Annotated in this window: 19 protein-coding genes and 1 riboswitch; of the genes, 10 read left to right on the forward strand and 9 right to left on the reverse strand. The window is 68.6% G+C overall.

Annotation, left to right across the window (positions count from 1 at the left end; translation table 11 throughout):
* Nucleotides 1-67: 67 nt before the first annotated feature.
* The 4 genes from AC0IY1_RS03345 to AC0IY1_RS03360 all read left to right on the forward strand — a co-directional run bounded on the left by AC0IY1_RS03345 (nucleotide 68) and on the right by AC0IY1_RS03360 (nucleotide 4229).
* On the forward strand, nucleotides 68-1507 hold the full coding sequence (locus AC0IY1_RS03345; protein ID WP_103710383.1) for a circularly permuted type 2 ATP-grasp protein: 1440 nt from the start codon (nucleotides 68-70) through the stop codon (nucleotides 1505-1507).
* A 128-nt stretch (nucleotides 1508-1635) separates the two neighbouring features.
* Complete coding sequence (locus AC0IY1_RS03350; RefSeq protein WP_055956317.1) at nucleotides 1636-2580, forward strand: alpha-E domain-containing protein; 945 nt, start codon at nucleotides 1636-1638, stop codon at nucleotides 2578-2580.
* 37 nt (nucleotides 2581-2617) lie between these two features.
* Nucleotides 2618-3445, forward strand: a complete 828-nt coding sequence (locus tag AC0IY1_RS03355; RefSeq protein ID WP_055956319.1) for a transglutaminase family protein — start codon at nucleotides 2618-2620, stop codon at nucleotides 3443-3445.
* A 31-nt stretch (nucleotides 3446-3476) separates the two neighbouring features.
* Nucleotides 3477-4229: a proteasome-type protease gene (locus tag AC0IY1_RS03360; protein WP_056218845.1), complete on the forward strand. Its 753-nt coding sequence runs from the start codon at nucleotides 3477-3479 to the stop codon at nucleotides 4227-4229.
* On the opposite strand, the gene AC0IY1_RS03365 is transcribed toward AC0IY1_RS03360, so the two are convergent.
* The 9 genes from AC0IY1_RS03365 to AC0IY1_RS03405 all read right to left on the reverse strand — a co-directional run bounded on the left by AC0IY1_RS03365 (nucleotide 4230) and on the right by AC0IY1_RS03405 (nucleotide 14680).
* Nucleotides 4230-5303: an NAD(P)H-dependent flavin oxidoreductase gene (locus AC0IY1_RS03365; protein WP_471767741.1), complete on the reverse strand. Its 1074-nt coding sequence runs from the start codon at nucleotides 5301-5303 to the stop codon at nucleotides 4230-4232.
* Nucleotides 5304-5375: 72 nt separating this feature from the next.
* Nucleotides 5376-6017, reverse strand: coding sequence for a thiamine phosphate synthase (locus tag AC0IY1_RS03370; RefSeq protein ID WP_471767742.1), 642 nt, complete (start codon nucleotides 6015-6017; stop codon nucleotides 5376-5378).
* Nucleotides 6018-6054: 37 nt separating this feature from the next.
* Nucleotides 6055-6840: a thiazole synthase gene (gene thiG / locus AC0IY1_RS03375; RefSeq protein ID WP_471767744.1), complete on the reverse strand. Its 786-nt coding sequence runs from the start codon at nucleotides 6838-6840 to the stop codon at nucleotides 6055-6057.
* A 34-nt stretch (nucleotides 6841-6874) separates the two neighbouring features.
* Nucleotides 6875-7087: a sulfur carrier protein ThiS gene (gene thiS / locus AC0IY1_RS03380; RefSeq protein ID WP_055956337.1), complete on the reverse strand. Its 213-nt coding sequence runs from the start codon at nucleotides 7085-7087 to the stop codon at nucleotides 6875-6877.
* A complete protein-coding gene (thiO, locus tag AC0IY1_RS03385; protein ID WP_471767953.1) occupies nucleotides 7084-8265 on the reverse strand; it encodes a glycine oxidase ThiO in 1182 nt (393 codons plus the stop codon). The genes thiS and thiO overlap by 4 nt, the downstream gene beginning before the upstream one ends.
* A 101-nt stretch (nucleotides 8266-8366) precedes the next feature.
* A riboswitch (TPP riboswitch) is annotated at nucleotides 8367-8495 on the reverse strand.
* Nucleotides 8496-8540: 45 nt separating this feature from the next.
* The gene (locus AC0IY1_RS03390) at nucleotides 8541-9788 is read right to left on the reverse strand and encodes an adenylate/guanylate cyclase domain-containing protein (RefSeq protein ID WP_471767747.1); all 1248 of its coding nucleotides are present in this window, start codon (nucleotides 9786-9788) and stop codon (nucleotides 8541-8543) included.
* Nucleotides 9789-9986: 198 nt separating this feature from the next.
* Nucleotides 9987-11981 (reverse strand): RNA polymerase sigma factor RpoD, encoded by a 1995-nt coding sequence (rpoD, locus tag AC0IY1_RS03395; protein WP_055956346.1) that lies wholly within the window; start codon nucleotides 11979-11981, stop codon nucleotides 9987-9989.
* Nucleotides 11982-12181: 200 nt separating this feature from the next.
* The gene (dnaG, locus tag AC0IY1_RS03400) at nucleotides 12182-14104 is read right to left on the reverse strand and encodes a DNA primase (RefSeq protein ID WP_471767749.1); all 1923 of its coding nucleotides are present in this window, start codon (nucleotides 14102-14104) and stop codon (nucleotides 12182-12184) included.
* A gap of 114 nt (nucleotides 14105-14218) precedes the next feature.
* On the reverse strand, nucleotides 14219-14680 hold the full coding sequence (locus tag AC0IY1_RS03405; RefSeq protein WP_471767750.1) for a GatB/YqeY domain-containing protein: 462 nt from the start codon (nucleotides 14678-14680) through the stop codon (nucleotides 14219-14221).
* 225 nt (nucleotides 14681-14905) lie between these two features.
* Between AC0IY1_RS03405 and carA the strand changes: the two genes are divergently transcribed.
* From carA to AC0IY1_RS03435, 6 genes are all read left to right on the forward strand, one after another.
* Entirely contained in the window at nucleotides 14906-16147 is a 1242-nt protein-coding gene (gene carA / locus AC0IY1_RS03410) for a glutamine-hydrolyzing carbamoyl-phosphate synthase small subunit (RefSeq protein WP_471767753.1), read from the forward strand.
* Between the two features lie 227 nt (nucleotides 16148-16374).
* Nucleotides 16375-16752 (forward strand): hypothetical protein, encoded by a 378-nt coding sequence (locus AC0IY1_RS03415; RefSeq protein ID WP_471767755.1) that lies wholly within the window; start codon nucleotides 16375-16377, stop codon nucleotides 16750-16752.
* 163 nt (nucleotides 16753-16915) lie between these two features.
* Entirely contained in the window at nucleotides 16916-20401 is a 3486-nt protein-coding gene (gene carB, locus AC0IY1_RS03420; RefSeq protein ID WP_055956362.1) for a carbamoyl-phosphate synthase large subunit, read from the forward strand.
* Nucleotides 20402-20527: 126 nt separating this feature from the next.
* Nucleotides 20528-21004 (forward strand): transcription elongation factor GreA, encoded by a 477-nt coding sequence (greA, locus tag AC0IY1_RS03425; protein WP_181017364.1) that lies wholly within the window; start codon nucleotides 20528-20530, stop codon nucleotides 21002-21004.
* Between the two features lie 7 nt (nucleotides 21005-21011).
* Nucleotides 21012-21560 carry a hypothetical protein gene (locus AC0IY1_RS03430; RefSeq protein ID WP_471767756.1) on the forward strand — a complete coding sequence of 183 codons (549 nt, stop codon included), beginning with the start codon at nucleotides 21012-21014 and terminating at the stop codon, nucleotides 21558-21560.
* A gap of 50 nt (nucleotides 21561-21610) precedes the next feature.
* Nucleotides 21611-22636 carry a mitochondrial fission ELM1 family protein gene (locus tag AC0IY1_RS03435; RefSeq protein ID WP_471767759.1) on the forward strand — a complete coding sequence of 342 codons (1026 nt, stop codon included), beginning with the start codon at nucleotides 21611-21613 and terminating at the stop codon, nucleotides 22634-22636.
* Nucleotide 22637 lies beyond the last annotated feature (1 nt).

Consider the following 22637-nt stretch of genomic DNA (forward strand, 5'->3'; position numbering starts at 1 on the left):
ACTCCGATCTCAGGTCGCTGGCGCGCCTCTTGCCTAGACAAGAACGGTGTTCAAGGGGGAGACGCGAATGGCGCTCGCTGCATTCGACGAGATGACCGGGCTGCCCGATGGGGCGCTGAGCAACCCCGCCGTGCGCGAAGCCTACGACAGCCTGAAGCACTGGCTCGACACCACGCCGCCCGAGCATTTCAACACCCGCCGCAGCCAGGCCGAGATGCTCTTCCGGCGCATCGGCATCACCTTCGCGGTTTACGGCGCGAACGAGTCCACCGAGCGGCTGATCCCCTTCGACATCATCCCGCGGGTCATCACCAAGCCCGAATGGGGGTTCCTGGAGCGGGGTCTCAAGCAGCGCGTCACCGCCATCAACGCGTTCCTGAAGGACATCTACGGGGCGCAGGAATGCATCAAGGCCGGCGTGATCCCGGCCGACCTCGTCTACCGCAACCCGCATTACCGGATGGAGATGCGGGCTTTCCGGGTGCCGCACGACCTCTACGTCCACATTGCCGGCATCGATATTGTCCGCACCGGTGAGAACGACTTCTTCGTGCTCGAGGACAATGCCCGGACCCCGTCGGGCGTCTCCTACATGCTGGAGAACCGCGAGGTCATGCTGCGGCTGTTCCCGGAGCTGTTCTCCCGCCACCGCGTCGCGCCGGTCGAGAATTATCCCGACGCCTTGCTGGCGACCCTGCGCAGCCTCGCGCCGTCCACGGCGACGCGCGACCCCACCGTCGCGCTGCTTACGCCGGGCCGCTACAACTCGGCCTTTTACGAGCACTCGTTCCTGGCCGACAAGCTCGGGGTCGACCTCGTTGAGGCCTCCGACCTCTTCACCAAGGACGATGTCGTCTACATGCGGACGACCGAGGGGCCGCGCCGGGTCGACGTGCTGTACCGCCGCCTCGACGACGATTTCCTCGATCCGCTGGTCTTCCGCCCGGACTCCGTGCTCGGCGTCCCCGGCATCATGAACGCCTACGAGCGCGGGACCGTGACCCTGGCCAACGCGGTCGGCACCGGCATCGCCGACGACAAGGCGGTCTACAGCTACATGCCGGAGATCGTGAAATTCTTCACCGGCGAGGAGCCGATCCTGCACAACGTGCCGACCTATCGCTGCCGCGAGAAGGAGGCCTTCGCCTACGTCATGGACAATCTCGGCGAGCTCGTGGTGAAGGAGGTCAATGGCTCCGGCGGCTACGGCATGCTGGTCGGCCCGCACGCCACCAAGCGCGAGATCGAGGAGTTCGGACGCAAGCTGAAGCACGCGCCGGACGGGTTCATCGCCCAGCCGACCCTGGCGCTCTCCACCTGCCCGACCTTCGTCGCATCCGGCGTCGCCCCCCGGCACGTGGACCTGCGCCCGTTCGTGCTGTGCGGCTCGGACGAGATCCGCATCGTCCCCGGCGGCCTGACCCGGGTCGCCCTGAAGGAAGGGTCGCTCGTCGTGAACTCGAGCCAGGGCGGCGGCACCAAGGACACCTGGGTCCTCGACGCCTGAGACATCGCGCGGCATCCGGCCCGGCGTTCCGTGCCGGGTGCCTTTCCAAGCCCGTGCCGGCTCCGGCATAGTCCTTTCCGCCCTGCGGCCTGCATGCCCGATGCCGGCCGACGTCCCGATGGAACCCCATGCTGTCCCGGACCGCCGACAACCTGTATTGGCTCTCGCGCTACGCCGAGCGAGCGGAGTTCGTCGCCCGCATCCTCGATGCCGCCCTGCGCCTGGCCGCCCTGCCGTCGAGCTACGGCGGCGGCGAGACCAACGAGTGGGCCTCCGCCCTGGCCTCGGCGGGCGATCCGGAGGTGTTCAAGCCGCTCTACGACAGCGTCACCGAAGCCACCGTCTGCGACTTCCTCGCCTTCAGCCCCCACAACCCCTCGTCGATCCGCTCCTGCATCGAGACCGCGCGCGAGAACGCCCGCAGCGTCCGCACGGCGCTGACCACCGAGATGTGGGATGCCATCAACGGCGCCTGGCTCGAACTGCGCAACTACGAGGGACGCGACCTCAACCGCGACGAGTTCACCCGCTTCCTCGACTGGGTGAAGGGCGTCTCCCTCGCCTTCGACGGCTCGGCCTACCGCACCATGCTGCGCAACGACGCCTACTGGTTCACGCGCCTCGGCACGGCCATCGAGCGGGCGGACAACACGGCCCGCATCCTCGACGTGAAATACCGCATCCTGCTGCCCGCCTCGGAGAAGGTCGGCGGCAGCCTCGACTATTTCCAGTGGACCACGATCCTGCGTGAGGTCTCGGCCTTCAACGCCTATCACTGGGTCTACCGCGAGAGCGTGAAGCCGCTCCTGGTGGCCGATCTCCTCATCCTGAACCGGCAGATGCCGCGCTCCTTCAGCAACTGCTACGGCATGCTGGTGGAGCACCTCGACCTCATCGCCGACGCCTACGGGCGGCGCGGCGCGAGCCAGCGCCTGGCCAGCAACACCCTCGCGCGGCTCGAGGGCGAGAACATCAATCGCATCTTCTCATCCGGCCTGCATGAGTTCGTGACGGAGTTCATCGTCGAGAACAATCGCCTCGGCGCAGCGGTCATCGAGCAATATCTGGTATAGGGCCGGCCCCGGCCCGACGCCGCGCAAAGGTCGCCGCATGCGAATCCGCGTCTTCCACGAGACCAACTACACCTACGAGCAGCCTGCGCGCGGGCTGATCCAGGTCCTGCGTCTGCGTCCGCGCGACCATGACGGCCAGTATGTCCGGCGCTGGCGCATCGAGCCCTCCGTCGACGGCCGCGTCAGCGAGCGCGAGGACGGCTTCGGCAACGTCGTGCACTGGTTCACCGCGGACGAGCCGGCCGAGGCCCTGTCGATCCGGGTCACCGGAGAGGTCGACACCCTGGAGATGCACGGCATCGTGCGCGGCACGATCGAGCGCCTGCCGGACGTGTTCTATCTGCGGGATTCGGACCTCGCCCTTGCCAACGACGCCATCCAGGCCTTCGCCCAGGAGGTCGCGGCGGCCGGCGACCCGGCGCCCCTGCCCTGCCTGCACCGGCTGCTCGCCGCCGTGCACCAGCGGGTCGCCTTCGTTCCCGGCCCGGCCAGCGCCAGCACGAACGCCGCGCAGGCCTTCACCCAGGAAAAGGGCGTCTGCCAGGACATCACCCATCTCTTCATCGCGGCGGCCCGCCACCTTGAGATTCCCACGCGCTACGTCTCAGGGTACTACCACCACGCCGACCGGGACGCGGATCAGGGCTCCGGCCATGCCTGGGCCGAAGCGCTGGTGCCGGGGCTCGGCTGGATCGGCTTCGACGCCGCCCACGGCATCGCCACCACCGAGGCCCATATCCGTGTGGCCGTTGCCCTCGACTATCTCGGGGCGGCGCCAATTCGCGGCAGCCGCATGGGCGGCGGGACAGAAACACTCGACGTGACGCTTCGCGTCGAGCAGGCACAGGCTTCCGTCCAGTCCTGATCGCGGACGGACGCGCGAGAAAGACCGCACCATGACCTACTGCGTCGGTGTCCTCGTCGAGGAGGGGCTGGTGATGATCGCCGACACCCGGACCAATGCCGGGCTCGACGACATCTCGACCTACCGCAAGCTCCACCACTTCAACGTGCCGGGCGAGCGCGTGATGATGCTGGCCTCCGCCGGCAACCTCTCGATCACCCAGTCGGTCCTCAGCCTTCTGGCCGAGGGCGTGGAGGGCGATGCCGGCGAGCCGAAGATGAAGCTCGTCGAGGCGCCGACGATGTTCCAGGCGGCCCAGCTCGTCGGCCGCGCCATCCGGCGTGTCCGCGAGATCGAGAAGGCGGGATTCGAGGCGGCCAACCTGCGCTTCTCGGTCTCGCTGCTGTTCGGCGGACAGATCGGCTCCGACCCGATGAAGCTCTACCTGATCTACTCGGCCGGTAACTTCATCGAGTGCAGCGGCGACGCGCCCTTCCTGCAGATCGGGGAGCACAAGTACGGCAAACCGATCCTCGACCGGGCGGTGAAGTACGAGACCGACCTCTACGACGCCCTCAAGGTCGGCCTCGTCTCGATGGATTCGACGATGCGCTCGAATCTCGGCGTCGGCTTGCCCATCGACATCGCGGTCGCCCGCCGCAACGCCCTCGACCTCGAGGTGAATCACCGGATCGAAGCCGGTGAGAGCTACTTCCATGATCTGCGTGAGCGCTGGTCGGCGGCTTTGCGCGCCGCCCACCGGGCGATCCCCCGGCCGCCCTACGGCCCGGCGACGGCGAAGTGATCAGGCCCTTGGGCCACCCAGGAGCCTGAGCGCGCCCTCGGCGAGCTCGACGGTCAGACGACCCGCCTCCGTCTCGCGGGCAAGGGGTGCCCCCTGCCCGGCCCAGAGGGGCGAGAAATCGCCCGAGCCGCGCCGCTCGGCCTCGATCCGCAAGGGTTGAAGGCCGATGGCGGCCGTGGGGAACACCGGCGCATCTGCGCACAGCGGCCCGAGTTCGCGGATGACGCGATTCACGAGTCCCCGGGCGGGCTTACCCGTGAGCACGTTGGTGATCGTCGTGTCCTCGTCGCGCGCCCGGCGCAGGGCCTCGCGGTGCGGACCCGAGAGACCGGCTTCCGTGCAGCGCAGGTAGGCCGTTCCCAGCTGAACGGCCGAGGCACCGAGCATGAAGGCGGCGGCGATCCCGCGGGCATCGGCGATCCCCCCGGCTGCGATCACGGGCACGTCCACCGCGTCGACCACCTGGGGCACCAGCGCCATCGTGCCGACCTGTGTCGCGGGATCGCTGCCGAGGAACAGTCCACGATGCCCGCCGGCTTCGGCCCCCTGCGCGATGATCGCGTCGACCCCGCGCTCGGCGAGCCAGCGCGCTTCGCGCACGGTGGTGGCGGACGAGAGAATGGTGCAGCCGAGCGCCCGGACGCGGTCGAGAAGCGACGCCTCCGGCAGGCCGAAATGGAAGCTTACCACCGCCGGCCGGACCTCGGCGACGACCGCGAGCATCGCGTCATCGAACGGAGACCGTTGCGCCATGGCGATGGGAGCCGCCGGATCGAGGCAGAGTTCCGCGTAGTAGGGTGCGAGCCGGCTGCGCCAGGCGGCCTCGCGCTCGTCATCCGGCGTTTCCGGCACGTGGCAGAAGAAGTTCAGGTTGAACGGCGCGTCCGTCCGCGCCCGGATCGCCGCGGCCTCGCTGCGCACCGCGTCCGGGTTCATCGCCGCGCAGGCGAGGGAGCCGAGGCCGCCAGCGGCGCTGACGCTGGCGGCAAGGGCCGGCTTCGGCCCGATCATCGGCGCCTGGACGATCGGGTGCTGCACCGGCACGCGGTCGAGAAATCGGTTCTTGCCCCACATGCGCCGGCTCCTTGCCCATCATCGCAAGTTTGAATCGCAAGTCTGGATCGCAGGTCTGAATCGCCAATCAGATCACGTCTTGAGGCGGGCACGATAGGCACGCACCTCGGCGGCCGGATCCACGCTGCGCATCAGCGCGCCCATCACCGCGACGCCCGCAGCGCCGGCCGCGCGGCATAGGTCCACGCGATCAACTGTCATTCCCCCGAGGGCAATCACCGGCATGCCGAACCCAGCCGCGGTTCTCAGCGCCTCTGCTCCGAGGGCGGGACCGTAGCCCGGCTTGCTCGGCGTCGGAAAGATCGGGCTCAGGGTGGCGTAGTCGGCGCCGGCTCGGGCGGCGACCGCAACCTCATCCGGCGTATGCGCGGACACGCCGATACGGCCACCGGGCAGGCGCCGGCGGGCTTCGGCGATCCCGGTCGCGGTACTCCCGCCGGGCAGATGGACACCGTCGGCGCCGAGTTCAGCGGCGAGCGCCGCATCCGCACCGATGGTCAGCGAACCGCCCTCGGCCTGCACGAGGCGGGCGATGTCCCGGGCGAGTGCGCGCCGCGCCTCCGGTGCCAGGTCGCGCTCGCGAAACCAGACCCAGCGGGCGCCGGCCCGCAGGAGGCGTTCGAGCGTGGCGCAGAGGTGCCGAGCGGCGACCGCCGGCGCATCGGTCGCCGACCTGTCCGTCACCACCAGCAGCCGCGCGGGCAGGCCGCTCATCGTCGCGCGCCGGCCGGCGCGTCGGTCGAAACCCGGCTCACGAGCCCACGAGGCCCAGTTGCGGGCTCGACGGTTCGGCCCGGCCCCGCTTCGGGATCCGTCCGGCGAGATACGCGTCGCGACCTGCCTGGACCGCGTTGCGCATGGCGCGGGCCATCCGCACCGGATCGTCGGCCTTGGCGACCGCCGTGTTCAGCAGGCAGCCGGCGGCGCCGAGCTCCATGGCGATGACCGCGTCGGAGGCGGTGCCGATGCCGGCATCGACGATGACCGGCACGGGCGAGCGCCGACAGATCAGCTCCAGGTTGGCCGGGTTGGCGACACCCATGCCGGAGCCGATCAGCGAGCCCATGGGCATCACGGCAGCGCAGCCGAGATCGGCGAGGCGCTGGCAGACCACCGGATCGTCGTTGCAATAGGGCAGCACGGTGAAGCCGTCGTCGACGAGGTGGCGACAGGCCTCCCGCAGCTCGGCGACGTCGGGGTACAGCGTTTCGCGGTCGCCGATGACCTCGACCTTGATCCAGTTCGTGTCGAGGGCCTCGCGGGCGAGTTCGGCCGTCATGATCGCGTCGCGCGCCGTCTCGCAGCCAGCGGTGTTCGGCAGGAAGCGGTGCCCCTTGAGCCGGCGCAGCGTATCCGAGCCATGCCCCTGCAGCGAAACCCGGCGGATCGAAGCCGTGACCACCTCGGCGCCCGAGGCCGCGACCGCATCGAACAGGATGCTCTGCGTAGGGTAGCCGGCGGTTCCGATGAACAGACGCGAGCCCAGGCTCACACCGCCGATCACCAGCGTGTCCGTGTCGTTCGCGATCTCGGTCATTCCCGGCCTCCTGCCATGGTGTTCTCCCTCCCGATCAGCCGCCCTGCATCGCGCGCACGATCTCGACGCGGTCGCCGTCGCTGAGCGCGGTGGCAGCCCAGTCCCGGCGTCGGATCACGGCGCCGTTGAGCGCGATGGCGATACCCTGCGGGCTCTCAAGGCCGGTCTCCTCGGCCTCTTCCCGGAACAGGGCGTCGAGGTCGGCGGCCGTGCTTTCGCGGACCTCGCCGTTGACTCGGAGCTTCATGCGAAGGCCCTCCGCGGCGGCGACGCGAAGCGGGCCCGGCCGAAATCCCGGGCATAATCCGGCAGCGCTCCCGCGGCGACCAGGGCCGCAACCGCGTCGGCGGTGGCCGGGGCCAGCAGGTAGCCGTTGCGATGATGGCCGGTGGCGACCACGAGGCCGGGCGCCAGGGCATCGATGATCGGGGCATCGTCGTCTGAAGTCGGCCGGAAGCCGCTCCAGATCGCTTCCACCGCCATCTCCTCGATGCCGGGCAGGACGCGACGTGCGCCCTCCAGCAGGGCGTAGAGCCCGCCGGCCGTGACGCCGGGAACGAAGCCGCAATCCTCCACCGTTGCGCCGACGATGAGATGGCCGTCGCTCTTCGGCGCCATGTGGACCTGCTCGGTCCAGACCATGTGGGCGAGGGTGCCGGTGCGGGCGGTGGTCCGCAGGGCGAGCGACTGACCGCGCAGGGGCCGGACCGGCAGGGCGAGATGGTCGGGCAGGAGCCCCGCCTCCCCGCTCCAGGCGCCGGAGGCGAGCACGACGGTGTCGGCCTGACGGATGCCCTGGGCCGTACGCACGCCCGTGACCCGGCCGGCGCTCCAGTCCAGGGCCTCGACACCGCAGCCCTCCACGATGGCGACTCCGGCAGCGAGGCAGGCCTGGACGAGGGCGGCCATCACCCGGCTCGGATCGACTTGGTGGTCGTGTGGGCAGAACAGGCCGGCGGTGACGGCGGGACGCAGGCGCGGCTCGCGGGCCCGAACCTCGGGGCCGGTGAGCCAGCGGGCGTCGAGGCCTGAGCGCTTCTGCAGGTCGTGCCGGAAGCGCAGGCGCTCGACCTCGTCGCGGCCGATGGCGAGCACCAGGGTGCCCTCCTCGCGATAGTCGATGTCGAGGCCGGCCGCGGCCTGAAGGTCATCGCGAAAAGCCGGCCAGCGCGACAGGCTCTCCAGGGCCAGGGGCAGGAGCGGGTCGGAACCCGGCTCGTGCTCGGCGGCAGGGGCCAGCATGCCGGTTGCGGCGAGGCTCGCCCCGGCGCCGACGGTGTCCCGCTCCAGAACGGTCACAGACCGCCCGGCCTGCGCCAGGCGCCAGGCCGCCGACAGGCCGATCAAGCCAGCCCCGACGACGACGACGTCACTGCGGGCTGGAGCGACGACGGCCGGCGGAGCATCGCCGTGCGTCCGTCGCAGGTTGAGGAAGGCGTTCGGGATCACGTCCAACACAATCTCCGCGACCGGCGTCGAGATTGGTGGGGCTGCAGCTTCGAGCGGTGAAGCGTGCCGGGCTTGAGCAGAAACCCGCGGTCCAATCCCTACGCCGGTATGAACCGGGTCAGGTTCGAAGGATTTCCGCGCCGCCATCCGCGAACGGACGGCCATCGGTTTCTCAGCCCCTTGCCGGGGATCTCCCTGGAACACCCCTGATGTGGGCCGTCCACGCGCCGGGGTCAATCCCCGAGCGGGCCTCAGGCGGCGGACGGACGCGCCGGCCGATAGACGCCCATGGGTTCGGCAAACCCGTCGAGCGCGTGCTCGCCGAGGGGCTCCGGCATGTCCCAGAGGAAGTCGACGAAGGGCTTCGTCATCAGGATCGGTTCGGCCAGCGTCCGGTTGAGGCGGGCGACCCGGCTCGCCAGGTTCACGTCGCGCCCGATCACGGTGAAGTCCAGCCGCGCGCCGGAGCCGACATTGCCGTAAGCGGCCTCGCCGTGATGCAGGGCGATGCCGGCGGCCACCGGATTGGCGAACCGGCCCAGGGCATTGGCCTCGGCCAAGGCCGCCATGGCGCTCTGGGACGCCGTGAGCGCCCCCTTGGCGGCACCGCCCAGGTCGTCGCCCGGCTCACGGAAGATCGCCAGCAGCCCGTCGCCGAGATACTTCAGGACCTCCCCGCCCTCGCGCTCGATGGCTGGCACCAGGCAGTCGAAGAAGATGTTCAGGAGGTCGACGGCCTCCTCCGGCGTCATGTCGGCGGAGATGCGCGTATAATCGCGCATGTCGGCAAACAGGATCGCGGAGCGGATGCGCTGAACGTGACCGCGACGGATGGAGCCCCCGAGGATCGCCTTGTGCGGCTCGTCTCCGACATAGATCCGCAGGACGTGGTCGAGCTGCTTGTTGATGCTGCGCATCTCCATCACCGCGGCCAGCGTCGGCATGACGAAGCGCAGGATCGCCACGTCCTCGTCGCGGAACCCCGCCGGGGACCGGGTGGCAAAGGAGATGCCGTTGCGCGTGCCGTTGGTGAAGAACAGCGGCGCGACGATGTAGTGCCGGTAGCCCTCGGCCTTCAGGTCGGGAATGACCGCGAACGCCTCATCCGGGGTCTCGGCGAGATCGAGGATCAACCACTCGCCGGTCTCATGAACGCGGAAGAACGGGCTCGCGCGATAGGCCCGGTCCGATGCTTCCCCGTGCGGGAACAGACGAACCGTCGAGCCCATCTCGCGGGTCCAGAACCGCCCGACACCCGAATACTCGGAATGCAGGGCATCGATGGCCGTGGTGGCCCGGTCCACCGGCACGTCGAGCCTGATCAGGCGCTCGGCCAGGCCGGACAGCAGGTCCTCGGCCTTCGGCATGCGCGCGCCCTCGCTCAGCAGCCAGTCGCGCAGGGCCACGCATTGCTGGAGGGCGCCGAAGGGGACGTCGGCCGCCTCCGAGCCGTCGGCTTCAGCGGTGGGGGAAGGCTGGGGCGGGCCTCGATCGAGCATATGGCCAAGGTGGGTTGGGAGACGGCGTCCGGCAACGGCCACGCCTCGGGTTTTGTGCGTATCGTGCGGGCCTCGCCGCTTCAACAGCGCAGAGCGCTTCAGGGGCTCGGCGCCATCGAAACGAAAGAGCCGGCCCCGTGAGGAGCCGGCTCTTTCAGGTGAAAGGTCCGCCGGAAAAGGCCGGCCTCACCGCGTGCATCAGTTGTCGAGGAAGCTGCGCAGCTTACGCGACCGGCTCGGGTGCTTGAGCTTGCGCAGCGCCTTCGCCTCGATCTGACGGATACGCTCGCGCGTCACCGAGAACTGCTGGCCGACCTCTTCGAGGGTGTGGTCGGTGTTCATGCCGATGCCGAAGCGCATGCGGAGCACCCGCTCCTCGCGGGGCGTGAGCGAGGCGAGTACGCGCGTCGTGGTCTCGCGCAGGTTCGACTGGATCGCCGCATCGATGGGCAGGACGACGTTCTTGTCCTCGATGAAGTCGCCGAGGTGCGAATCCTCCTCGTCGCCGATCGGGGTTTCGAGCGAGATCGGCTCCTTGGCGATCTTGAGAACCTTGCGCACCTTCTCCAGCGGCATGGCCAGCTTCTCGGCCAGTTCCTCCGGGGTCGGCTCGCGGCCGATCTCGTGAAGCATCTGGCGCGAGGTCCGAACGATCTTGTTGATCGTCTCGATCATGTGCACCGGAATGCGGATCGTGCGGGCCTGATCGGCGATCGAGCGGGTGATCGCCTGCCGGATCCACCACGTGGCGTAAGTCGAGAACTTGTAGCCGCGGCGGTACTCGAACTTGTCGACAGCCTTCATCAGGCCGATGTTGCCCTCCTGGATCAGATCCAGGAACTGCAGGCCGCGGTTGGTGTACTTCTTGGCGATCGAGATCACGAGGCGCAGGTTGGCCTCGATCATCTCCTTCTTGGCCTGACGGGCTTCGCGTTCGCCCTTCTGGACCATGTTGACGATCTTGCGGTACTCGCCGATCTCGAGGCCCGTCTCGGAGGCGAGGGTCAGGATCTGCTCGCGCAGGCGGGCGACCTCGTTCGAACCCTTCTCGACGAGGTTCTTCCAGCCACGGCCGCCGAGGCTGCCGACGCGCTCCATCCAGTTCGGATCGAGTTCCCAGCCCTGGTAGTGGCGCAGGAACTCGTCGCGGGCGACGCCGTGGCTCTCGGCGTAGCGCATCAGTCGGCCCTCATGGGAGATGAGGCGCTTGTTGATGTCGTAGAGCTGCTCGACCAGGGCCTCGATGCGATTGGCATTGAGGGAGAGCGACTTCACGTCGGTGACGACGGCGTCCTTCAGCTCGTCCTGCTTGCGCTCCTGGGCATCGGTGCGGGTGCCGCCGGAGGCCTTGAGCTCGGCATGCTCGATCTGCAGCTTGCGCAGCTTGCGGTAGTTGTTGGCGATGTTGTCGAACGTCTCGAGGACGCGCGGCTTGATCTCGGTCTCCATGGCCGCCAGGGAGACGTTGTTCTCCATGTCGTCCTCGTCGTCGCCGTCGGGCGGCGTCGGCGTATCCCCCTCGCTCTCCTCGCTCTCCTCCGCGCCCTCGGCGATCTGCATCGCGTTCTTGGCGTCGGGGCCCGCATAGGTGGCTTCGAGGTCGATGATCTCGCGCAGCAGCACCCGGCCGTCGACGAGTTCGTCGCGCCAGATGATGATGGCCTGGAAGGTCAGCGGGCTCTCGCACAGCCCGGCGATCATCGCCTCGCGACCCGCCTCGATGCGCTTGGCGATCGCGATCTCGCCCTCGCGGGACAGGAGTTCCACGGAGCCCATCTCGCGCAGGTACATGCGCACGGGGTCATCCGTGCGGTCGGTCGGCTCCTTGGTCGTCTCGGCACGCAGGGCGACGGGCTTGGTCGGCGCGATCTCGGCGACCTCGGTCCCCTCCGCCCCATCCTCGTCGTCGGCCTCGCCGTTGGCCTTGGCCTCCGTCGTCTCCTCGGTCTCCTCCGCCTCGACGACGTTGATGCCCATCTCAGAGAGCTGCGACAGCACGTCCTCGATCTGGTCGGGGTCGGATTGGCCGTCGGGCAGAACCTCGTTGATCTCCTCGTAGGTGATGTAGCCGCGCTTCTTGGCGAGCTTCACCATCCGCTTGACGGAGGCATCCGTCAGATCGAGGAGCGGCCCGTCGGTCTGTTGCTCCGGAGCAGCATCCGTCTCGTCCCGTTCCGTTGCCTTCGTCGCCATGGTCCGCCTATGGTTGTCGTGTCAGCGTCGCGCGGAAGCGTGTCGCTCACTCCGCGTCGTCGACGCTGAAATGCATGTGATGTGCGGACCGCCGGAGTGACAGCCGCGTCGATGTCAGATCCCGGTATGCAAGCGAGACGCTTGACCGATTGTTAACCATGCGCCGCCAATGGCGGCCGAATTCGTTCGCGGCGCGCGTTTCAGGGTGTCGATGCCTCATCCGCATCCGGCACCGCTTCGTCCGCCTCCGCGCCAGCGATGACGGCCATGCGGGCCTTCACGTCGCACAGCCAAGCGAAGTTCGCCTCCGTCTCGTCCTCGACCAGGGCCCGCTCAGCCAAGCGGAGTTCGCTATTTAGCGCGCCAGACTTGCGGTGCAAGATCACGGCCTGACGCAATGCGTCTTCGAGACGCACAGGATCGGCATGCGCGTCAAGTGTCCATCGATCGCCCGGACGCACATGGCTCGCCAGCCGAGCCGCCGCATCCGTGAGCCCGGCGCGCTTCAAACGGTTCTCCAGGACCTCGACGCCGGGCTGATCCACGTCGGCATGGCTGTCGAGCAGGAGGGAGCGCAACGCCTGCGCATCCGGATCGCCGAGTTCGAGCTCGGCGAGATCCTCCGCCTCGATCCCGAGCAGTTCGGGGTGGACGAGGAGGCTGGAGACGATCATCGCCTCTCGGTCGCGAAAGGCCACCGGGCCGGAGGCGCTGGTCTCGCCGGCGTAGAGGGGATTGAATTTCGTGGTGATTCGCGGTGACGGCGGCGGATCGCCGGGCCGGGGATGGCGCTGGAAGGCCGGGCGTGCCGAGCCAGCCCTCGGCTCCCACGGTCCACGGCGCCCCGAGGAGGCCTGCGGGGACAGGGCGCGCAGGCGTCCCTCGATCTCGTCCCGGTAGAATCCCCGGACCGTCTCGTCGCGGATGGAAGCGACCATCTCGCGCAGCGATTTGGCGAGACCGGCCCGCCGTTCGGGGGTATCGAGCGGCGCCCCGTCGGTGGCCCGCGACCACAGAACCTCGACGAGGGGGCGGGCCGCGTCGAGCACGCGGTCGATGGCGGACTTGCCCTCGGCGCGCAGGAGATCGTCGGGGTCCTGCCCCTCGGGCAGCATGGCGAAGCGCAGGGACTTGCCCGGGGTCAGCCCGGGCAGTGCCACATCGAGGGCTTTGAAGGCCGCACGCTGGCCAGCCCCGTCGCCGTCGAAGCACAGGATCGGCTCGTCGGCGTTGCGCCAGAGGAGGCCGATCTGCTCCTCGGTGAGTGCCGTACCGAGGCCCGCCACCGCGTTGGGATGGCCCGCCAGGGTCATGGCGATGACGTCGACGTAGCCCTCGACCGCGATGATGACGCCGCGATCATGCGCCGGCTTGCGTGCCTGATGCAGGTTGTAGAGCAGTTGGCCCTTGTGGAAGAGCGGCGTCTCCGGCGAATTCATGTATTTCGCCTTGGCGTCCTTCTGCATCGCCCGGCCGCCGAAGGCGATGACGCGCCCGCGCGAATCGGCGATCGGAAACATCACCCGGTCCCGGAATTTGTCGTAGGGGACACGGATGTCCTCGCCGGCCACGATGAGGCCGAGCTCGACCATCAGGTCCCGGTCGACATCCTTGGCGGCGAGGTGGTCGCGCAGGGTGTAGCGGTCGCCCGGGGCGTAGCCGAGGCGGAAACGGCTCCGGATCTCCGGGCCGAGTTGGCGTCGGTCGAGATAGGCGCGGGCCTCCACGCCGGCGCGGCCCCGCAGTTGCTCCTCGAAGAAAGCGGCGGCCATCTCCATGACCTCGATCGCTCCGGCCCGCTTGGTCTCCTGCTCGCGGGCGTCGGCGCTCGGCGCGGGCAGGGTCACGCCGGCCTCCGCCGCCAGGCGCTCCACCGCCTCGGGAAAGCTCAGGCCCTCCGTCTCCATCAGGAAGGTGAAGACGTCCCCGTGCTTGCCCGAGGAGAAGCAGTGATAGAACTGCTTCTGGTCGTTCACGTAGAACGAGGGTGACTTCTCGGCGTTGAACGGCGACAGGCCGCGCCACTCGCGGCCCGCTTTCTTCAGCCGGACGCGCCGCCCCACAATATCGGAGGCGGGCAGGCGCGCACGGATCTCTTCGAGGATGTGGGGCGGGTAACGCACGGCAAGAACCGGACCTCTGCGGCCGCCCATACTAGCGGCACGGGCTTAAAGAGTCCCCAACGCCGATGCAGGGCACGGGGACGCCCTCATGCCTTGGCGTTCAGCGCTCGGCATTCAGCCCTTGCCGTTCAGCGCCTCTTTCACGAGGCCGCTCGCCTTGGCGAAGTCCATGCGGCCGGCATAGGCGCCCTTCAGGGCGGCGATCACCTTGCCCATGTCCTTGGGACCGGCGGCGCCGGTCTCGGCCACGGCCTTGTCGATCGCCGCGCGGGTCTCGGCCTCGTCCATCTGCTGCGGCAGGAAGCCGGCGATGATCGCGACCTCGTTGCGCTCGTTCTCGGCGAGCTCGGGCCGGCCACCCTGGTCGTAGACGGCGGCCGATTCGTTGCGCTGCTTGATCATCTTCTGGAGCAGCGCGAGGATTTCCTCCTCGGAGGCGGGCTCCTTGCCGAGGCCGCGCGCCTCGATGTCCTTGTCCTTCAGGGCAGCCTGAATCATCCGGACGGTGGCGAGCTTCGCCTTGTCGCCGGCCTTCATGGCCTCCTTCATCTCGGTGGTGAGACGGGCGCGCAGCATCGTGTGACTCCTGAAAAAGCGGAACCCCGGAAAGAGCGGGACTCGGACGGCGGGTCGATGGCGTGGTCTGCGAATTGCTGCGCGAACCGGGGTTCTTGAGACGTGCCGACGCCGGGGCCACATTGACCCTAACGCGGCACGCTCGCTATGAGCGCCGCACGACAAGCCGCCCGCATGCGCCGCTCACGGCGCCGGGATCGGCCGGACATAAGCGAGATCACGCCGATGCTGCAAGATGAAGGCGTCCACACGCCTGCCGTGCCCGCGCCCCCCGCTCCCTGGGCCGAGCCCCTGGCCACCGCTCTCCTGGTCCTGGCGGACGGGACCGTGCTGGAGGGATTCGGCATCGGCCAGACCGGAATCGCCGACGGCGAGGTCTGCTTCAACACCGCCATGACCGGATACCAGGAGATCCTGACGGATCCGTCCTATGCCGGCCAGATCGTCACCTTCACCTTCCCGCATATCGGCAACACCGGCACCAACGACGAAGACCTGGAGAGCCTCGCTGCGGCGCCGGCCTCCGGCGTCCGCGGCACGGTCATCGCGTCGGCGGTGACCAAGCCCTCGAGCTGGCGCTCGTCGAGCCACCTCGACGCGTGGCTCAAGGCCCGGGGCATCGTCGGCATCACCGGCGTCGACACCCGCGCGCTCACCGCGCTGATTCGCGACAACGGCATGCCGAACGCCATCATCGCCAACGATCCGGAGGGACGCTTCGACCGCGAGGCCCTGAAGGCCCGCGCCGCGGCCCTGGCGCCGATGGAAGGCCTCGACCTGGTCCCGCCGGTCACCAGCCGCGAGCGCTCGGAATGGTCCCAGACCACCTGGGGCGTGAAGACCGGCTACGGCGACCGCAAGGCCGGCGCTGGCCTGAAGGTGGTGGCGATCGACTACGGCGTGAAGCGCAACATCCTGCGTCTCCTCGCCGAGGCCGGCTGCGACGTGACCGTGGTGCCCGCCACGACGACCGCGGAAGAGATCATGGCGATGAAGCCGGACGGGGTGTTCCTGTCGAACGGCCCCGGGGATCCGGCCGCCACCGGCACGTATGCGGTTCCGGTGATCCGGGCCCTGCTGCAGGAGAAGGTGCCGACCTTCGGCATCTGCCTGGGACATCAGCTGATGGGGCTCGCGCTCGGCGGGCGCACCGTGAAGATGGCGCAGGGCCACCACGGCGCGAACCACCCGGTGAAGGACAAGACCACCGGCAAGGTCGAGATCGTCTCGATGAACCATGGCTTCGCCGTGGATCCGGCCAGCTTGCCCGACACCGCCCTGGAGACGCATGTCTCGCTGTTCGACGGCTCCAATTGCGGGCTCACCCTCACCGACCGCCCGGCCTTCTCGGTCCAGCACCACCCGGAGGCCTCGCCCGGCCCGCGCGACAGCCACTACCTGTTCGAGCGCTTCGTCGCCCTGATGAAGGCGGGCAAGCCCGAGACGCTGGTCACCTCGGTCGACTGATCTGCGGTCGACGGATCTGAACGGCCGGATGGTGGCGACGCCCCGTCCGGCCGCTGCGGCGGCTGCAGGCCAGCCCTGCACGCAGGCGATGCGAACCGCGAAATGGTTCCCGTCCGGTCACAAAAAATCCGGCATTCCGGGGCATCTCGGCATCGTTAACGACCCGCTAAGGACGGCGTTCGAAGATCGTCGCCGGGTCGATTCCGACGCTTGCCGGGGATTTCCACATGACGTTCGACGACGCGCGCGACGACTTCTCGCGCCTGCATCGCCTCTTCACGTTCCATCTCGGCGTGGCCGTCAGCCTCGCCTGGATGACCGCCCTCTACTCGGCCTGCTACGCGCCGTGGGTCCGCAACATCCGCGCCTTGATCGACCCTTCCGCGAGCCTCGACCGCGTCGAGAGCACCTGGTCCTTCCTGTTCGCGATGCCGGTGGTGATGACGCTGGCCTGGATCGGATTGTATTTCGGTCGTGAGATGCTGCGCCGGAGCCAGACCCTGTCGAATGCGGCGCTCGAATTCGCCGCCGCTGCCGTGGTCGCCTTCGGGGTGTTCTACCTGTCCATCGACCGCGCGGTCTCGGCTCTTTACCTGGGCTTCTGAGACGCTTCAGCGCTTCACCTTCGGCCCGCGCCCTTCCAATGGCGGCGGGCTGCGTGTAAGTGCCAAGATCAACGACAATCCACGCCGCTAGCGCCCCCAGGCCCGTGCCGTTCTTCCGGCACCGCGCATGGCCGGGCGCGCGTGCCTGCAGCCAAGGCGCCCGATGCCGAAACGCACCGACATTTCCTCGATCCTGATCATCGGTGCGGGGCCGATCGTCATCGGTCAGGCCTGCGAGTTCGATTATTCCGGGACCCAGGCCTGCAAAGCCCTCCGCGAGGAGGGCTACCGGATCGTGCTGGTGAATTCGAATCCGGCCACGATCATGACCGACCCGGATATGGCGGATGCGACCTATGTCGAGCCGATCACGCCCGAGATCGTCGCCAAGATCATCGAGAAGGAGCGTCACGCCATCCCGGGCGGCTTCGCTCTTCTCCCGACGATGGGCGGCCAGACGGCGCTGAACTGCGCCCTGTCCCTCAAGAAGATGGGCGTGCTGGAGAAGTTCGACGTCCAGATGATCGGCGCCACCACCGAGGCGATTGACAAGGCGGAGGACCGTCACCTCTTCCGCGATGCGATGACCAAGATCGGCCTGGAGACGCCGAAATCGGCGCTGGCCAATGCCTCCGCGGCCAAGAAGGCCGATCGTCAGAAGTACCTCGCCGAGGTCGCCCGCATCGAGGCGGCGAACGAGGGCGAAGCCCGCGCCGCGGCCCTCGCGGCCTTCGAGAAGACCTGGCACCGGGGCGAGTCCGAGCGCCGCAAGCGCTACGGCGAGCACGCCATCGGGCAGGCGCTGATCGCGCTCGCCGAGGTCGGCCTGCCGGCGATCATCCGCCCCTCCTTCACCATGGGCGGGACCGGCGGCGGCATCGCCTATAATCGCGAGGAATTCCTGGACATCGTCGAGCGCGGCATCGACGCCTCGCCGACGAACGAGGTCCTGATCGAGGAGAGCGTCCTCGGCTGGAAGGAATACGAGATGGAGGTCGTTCGCGATAAGAACGACAACTGCATCATCGTCTGCTCCATCGAGAACATCGACCCGATGGGCGTCCACACCGGTGATTCCATCACCGTCGCGCCGGCCCTGACGCTGACGGACAAGGAATACCAGGTGATGCGCGACGCATCCCTGGCGGTGCTGCGCGAGATCGGCGTCGAGACGGGCGGCTCGAACGTGCAGTTCGCCATCGACCCGGCCACGGGCCGGATGATCGTCATCGAGATGAATCCGCGGGTGTCGCGCTCGTCGGCGCTCGCCTCGAAGGCCACCGGCTTCCCGATCGCCAAGGTCGCCGCCAAGCTGGCCGTCGGCTACACCCTCGACGAGATCGCCAACGACATCACGGGCGGTGCGACCCCGGCCTCGTTCGAGCCCTCGATCGACTACGTCGTCACCAAGATCCCGCGCTTCGCCTTCGAGAAGTTCCCCGGCGCCGAGCCGACCCTCACCACCGCCATGAAGTCGGTGGGGGAAGCGATGGCGATCGGGCGCTGCTTTGCCGAATCGCTTCAGAAGGCCCTGCGTTCCCTGGAGACCGGGCTCACCGGTCTCGACGAGATCGAGATCGAAGGCCTGGGCAAGGGCGACGATCACAACGCCATCAAGGCCGCCCTCGGCACCCCGACGCCGGATCGCCTCCTGAAAGTCGGTCAGGCCCTGCGCCTCGGCGTGAGCCACGAGGAGGTCTATGCCTCCTGCAAGATCGACCCGTGGTTCCTGGAGCAGCTCCAGGCGATCATCGACCTGGAGAATCGGGTCAAGGCCCACGGCATCCCGAACACCCCCGGGGCGTTGCGCCAGCTCAAGGCCGCCGGCTTCTCCGATGCGCGCCTCGCCGTGCTCGCCAAGACCGACGAGGACAGCGTGCGGGCGGCGCGCCGGGCCCTGGGCGTACGCCCGGTGTTCAAGCGCATCGACACCTGCGCCGCCGAGTTCCAGGCGCCCACCGCCTACATGTACTCGACCTACGTGGCGCCCTTCGCCGGCACGGTGGTGGACGAGGCGCGTCCGACCGACGCCAGGAAGATCATCATCCTCGGCGGCGGCCCGAACCGGATCGGACAGGGCATCGAGTTCGACTATTGCTGCTGCCATGCCTGCTTCGCGCTCTCCGAGGCCGGCTACGAGACCATCATGGTCAACTGCAACCCGGAGACGGTCTCGACCGACTACGACACCTCCGACCGGCTCTATTTCGAGCCGCTCACCCAGGAGGACGTCCTCGAGATCATCGAGACCGAGCGCCAGGCCGGAACGCTGCACGGCGTCATCGTCCAGTTCGGCGGCCAGACCCCGCTGAAGCTCGCCCGCGCCCTCGAGGCCGCGGGCGTGCCGATCCTCGGCACCTCGCCCGATGCCATCGACCTTGCCGAAGACCGCGACCAGTTCAAGCGGCTCCTCGACAAGCTCGGCATGAAACAGCCGAAGAACGGCATCGCCTACTCGGTGGAGCAGAGCCGGCTCATCGCCTCGGATCTCGGCCTGCCCTTCGTGGTCCGCCCGAGCTACGTGCTGGGCGGCCGCGCCATGGCGATCATCCGCGACGAGGCGCAGTTCGCCGACTACCTCCTCGACACCCTGCCGAGCCTGATCCCGTCGGACGTCAAGGCGCGCTATCCCAACGACAAGACCGGACAGATCAACACGGTGCTGGGCAAGAACCCGCTCCTGTTCGACCGCTACCTGTCGGATGCCACCGAGATCGACGTCGACGCCATCTGCGACGGCAAGGACGTCTTCATCGCCGGCATCATGGAGCACATCGAGGAGGCGGGCATCCACTCGGGCGATTCCGCCTGCTCGCTGCCCTCGCGCTCGCTCTCGCCGGAGATCATCGCCGAACTGGAGCGGCAGACCCGGGCCATGGCCCTGGCGCTGAAGGTCGGTGGCCTGATGAACGTCCAGTACGCCATCAAGGACGGCACGATCTACGTGCTCGAAGTGAACCCCCGCGCCTCGCGGACGGTGCCCTTCGTCGCCAAGGTGATCGGCGACCCGATCGCCAAGATCGCCGCCCGCGTGATGGCCGGCGAGTCGCTGGCGAGCTTCGACCTGAAGCCGAAGGTTCTGGATCACATCGCCGTCAAGGAAGCGGTGTTCCCCTTCGCCCGCTTCCCCGGCGTCGATGTTCTGCTCGGGCCGGAGATGCGGTCCACGGGCGAGGTGATCGGCCTCGATTCGAGCTTCGGCGTCGCCTTTGCCAAGAGCCAGCTCGGCTCGGGGACCCTGGTGCCGAAGGGCGGCGCGGTCTTCGTCTCGGTGCGCGACGCCGACAAGGAGCGCATCCTGCCGGCGATCCGCCTGCTGTCGGAACTCGGCTTCTCGATCGTCGCGACCGGCGGCACCCAGCGCTACCTTGCCGACGAGGGCGTCCCGACGGAGCGGGTGAACAAGGTTCTGGAGGGCCGGCCGCACGTCGTCGACTCGATCAAGAACGGCGATATCCAGCTCGTCTTCAACACCACGGAGGGTGCCGGCGCGCTCTCGGACTCGCGCTCCCTCCGGCGCGCGGCCCTCTTGCATAAAGTGCCGTACTACACCACTCTTGCAGGAGCGATGGCGGCGGCCGAAGGGATCAAGGCCTATCTCGGAGGCGATCTCAAGGTCCGCGCCTTGCAGGAATACTTCGCGGCCTGAATTCTCGCGCGGCTTCCGTGTTTAACGGAAGCCGTGTTGTTGGCGGTTCAGGAGTAACTTACTCTGGCCCGGAAGGAGCGGCATGCTCCTGGCCGGGCTTATTCATTGTGGCGCGAGACGATGACGATAGACAAGGTTCCGATGACGGTGCGCGGTTACGCAGCGCTGGAAGAGGAGTTGAAGCACCGCCAGCAGGTGGAGCGCCAGCGGATCATCCAGGCCATCGCCGAGGCCCGCGCCCTCGGTGACCTGTCGGAGAATGCCGAGTACCACGCCGCCAAGGAGGCGCAGTCCCACAATGAGGGCCGCGTCTTGGAGCTCGAGAGCATGATCTCGCGCGCCGAGGTGATCGACGTGTCGAAGCTTTCAGGGACGAAGATCAAGTTCGGCGCCACGGTGAAGCTCCTCGACGAGGACACCGAGGAAGAGAAGACCTACCAGCTTGTCGGCGAGCCCGAGGCGGACGTGCGTTCCGGCCTGGTCTCCATCACCTCTCCGATCGCCCGCGCGCTGATCGGCAAGGGCGTCGGCGACACCGTCGAGGTGACGACGCCGGGCGGCGGAAAGTCCTACGAGGTCGTTGCCGTCCAGTACGGCGGCTGAGCCGCGCATGCGGTCGGGCCTCCTCCGGGCAGCGGCTCCGCTGCTCGGCCTCGTTGCGCTGCTCGGATCGGCCCGCGCCGAAGATCGGCCGGGTCTCAAGGATCTGCCGAGCCTTAAGGACCTGTCGAGCCTCGGAGGCGAGCGCCTCGCCGGCGTCGACGTGGATGTCCGCCCCCTGCTCCCGCTCGGCGGCGGCGTTCCGGCCCTGGCGCTGCGTGAAGATCTGCTCGCCGCCCTGAAGGCCGAATTCGCCGACCGGCTCGGCGGCCGGGGGCCCGTGCTGCTGGTGCGGATCAAGGGCCTCTCGATCAATCCCTACGCCGGTGGCGATGGCGGACGTGGCCGCCTCGGGGGCGGCACGCAGAGCGATTATCTCGACGGCGAGGCCCTGCTCATCGGACGTCGGGGCGAGGTCCTCGCCCGCCATCCGCAGCTCTCCGCGGTGCCGTCGAGTTCGGGTGGGGCCTGGTATGACCCGGCCTCCGAGCGACGCCGGGTGACCGCCATCGCCCAGCACTACGCGGGTTGGCTCCGGCGCGCCCTGCCCCAGGATTGAGTGGACGGCACGGCGGATGAGTCCGCGCGAGGATTGACCTGGATCACCTGATGTCGGCAGCGTCCGCGATGCCCTCCCCCACCGGCGCCGCTGCGCTGCTTCCCGAACTCGCGCAGGCCCGGACCTGGATCGTCACCGACGGTAAGGCAGGCGACGAGAACCAGTGTGTCGGCCTGGCCGAGACCCTCGGCCTGCCATTCGAGGTTCGTCGGATCGCGCCCCGCCCCCCCTTCGGCTGGATGGCCCCCTGGGGACCGACCGACCCGCGGGACCAGCCGGGCAACCCACGCGGCATCCTGTCCGGCCCCCTCCCCGACCTGCTGATCGCTTCGGGGCGCCGCTCCGTCCCGTACCTCCGCGCGGTGCGCGCGGCGTCCGGGGGTCGCACCTTCACGGCCTTCCTGAAGGATCCCCGCATCGGACACGATGCGGCGAACTTCGTCTGGGTCCCGGATTACGACGACCTGCGCGGCCCCAACGTCTTCACCACCCTGACGCCGCCGCATCAGGTCACGCCGGAGCGCCTCGCCGAGGCCCGCGCTCAGCCGGACCCGCGCCTGTCGGCCCTGCCCTGGCCCCGTATCGCGGTGCTGATCGGCGGCGACAGCCGGCATCTCAGCTATCGCCCCGCGGACATGCGCCGGCTCCTGCGCGACCTCGACAAGCTGACCGACGGCGGCTGTTCGCTGATGGTCACCGTGTCGCGACGCACGCCGCAGAACCTGCGGGAGGCCCTGCGGACCATGGTGGCGACCAAGGGTGGTTTCTTCTGGGACGGCGGCAGCCCGAATCCCTATATTCCGATGCTGGCGATCGCCGATTCGATCGTCGTCACATCGGACTCGGCCAACATGGTCGGCGAGGCCGTGAGCACCGGGGCTCCCGTCCTGCTGTTCGACCTGCCCAAGACCTATATCCGTCACAGGCGGCTCTTCGCGGGACTCGCGATGGCCGGGGCCCTGAAGCCCTTCGTCGGCCGCCTGGAGGAACTGCACTACCGGCCCCTGGATGCGACCCCCGTCATCGCAGGCGCGATGGCCAAGGCCTATGCCGAACACCGCGCGCGATGGGCCTGAA

This window comes from Methylobacterium sp. AC690, assembly GCF_979256535.1.

Excerpts from the sequence above, each read along its gene's own strand:
- AC0IY1_RS03350 (WP_055956317.1), top strand. The coding sequence starts at position 1,636 with ATGCTGTCCCGGACCGCCGACAACCTGTATTGGCTCTCGCGCTACGCC.
- AC0IY1_RS03355 (WP_055956319.1), top strand. The coding sequence starts at position 2,618 with ATGCGAATCCGCGTCTTCCACGAGACCAACTACACCTACGAGCAGCCT.
- carB (WP_055956362.1), top strand. The coding sequence starts at position 16,916 with ATGCCGAAACGCACCGACATTTCCTCGATCCTGATCATCGGTGCGGGG.
- AC0IY1_RS03435 (WP_471767759.1), top strand. The coding sequence starts at position 21,611 with ATGTCGGCAGCGTCCGCGATGCCCTCCCCCACCGGCGCCGCTGCGCTG.
- rpoD (WP_055956346.1), bottom strand. The coding sequence starts at position 11,981 with ATGGCGACGAAGGCAACGGAACGGGACGAGACGGATGCTGCTCCGGAG.
- AC0IY1_RS03360 (WP_056218845.1), top strand. The coding sequence starts at position 3,477 with ATGACCTACTGCGTCGGTGTCCTCGTCGAGGAGGGGCTGGTGATGATC.
- AC0IY1_RS03430 (WP_471767756.1), top strand. The coding sequence starts at position 21,012 with ATGCGGTCGGGCCTCCTCCGGGCAGCGGCTCCGCTGCTCGGCCTCGTT.
- thiG (WP_471767744.1), bottom strand. The coding sequence starts at position 6,840 with ATGACCGAGATCGCGAACGACACGGACACGCTGGTGATCGGCGGTGTG.
- AC0IY1_RS03415 (WP_471767755.1), top strand. The coding sequence starts at position 16,375 with ATGACGTTCGACGACGCGCGCGACGACTTCTCGCGCCTGCATCGCCTC.
- carA (WP_471767753.1), top strand. The coding sequence starts at position 14,906 with ATGCTGCAAGATGAAGGCGTCCACACGCCTGCCGTGCCCGCGCCCCCC.
- AC0IY1_RS03345 (WP_103710383.1), top strand. The coding sequence starts at position 68 with ATGGCGCTCGCTGCATTCGACGAGATGACCGGGCTGCCCGATGGGGCG.
- AC0IY1_RS03390 (WP_471767747.1), bottom strand. The coding sequence starts at position 9,788 with ATGCTCGATCGAGGCCCGCCCCAGCCTTCCCCCACCGCTGAAGCCGAC.
- AC0IY1_RS03370 (WP_471767742.1), bottom strand. The coding sequence starts at position 6,017 with ATGAGCGGCCTGCCCGCGCGGCTGCTGGTGGTGACGGACAGGTCGGCG.
- AC0IY1_RS03405 (WP_471767750.1), bottom strand. The coding sequence starts at position 14,680 with ATGCTGCGCGCCCGTCTCACCACCGAGATGAAGGAGGCCATGAAGGCC.
- AC0IY1_RS03365 (WP_471767741.1), bottom strand. The coding sequence starts at position 5,303 with ATGTGGGGCAAGAACCGATTTCTCGACCGCGTGCCGGTGCAGCACCCG.
- thiS (WP_055956337.1), bottom strand. The coding sequence starts at position 7,087 with ATGAAGCTCCGAGTCAACGGCGAGGTCCGCGAAAGCACGGCCGCCGAC.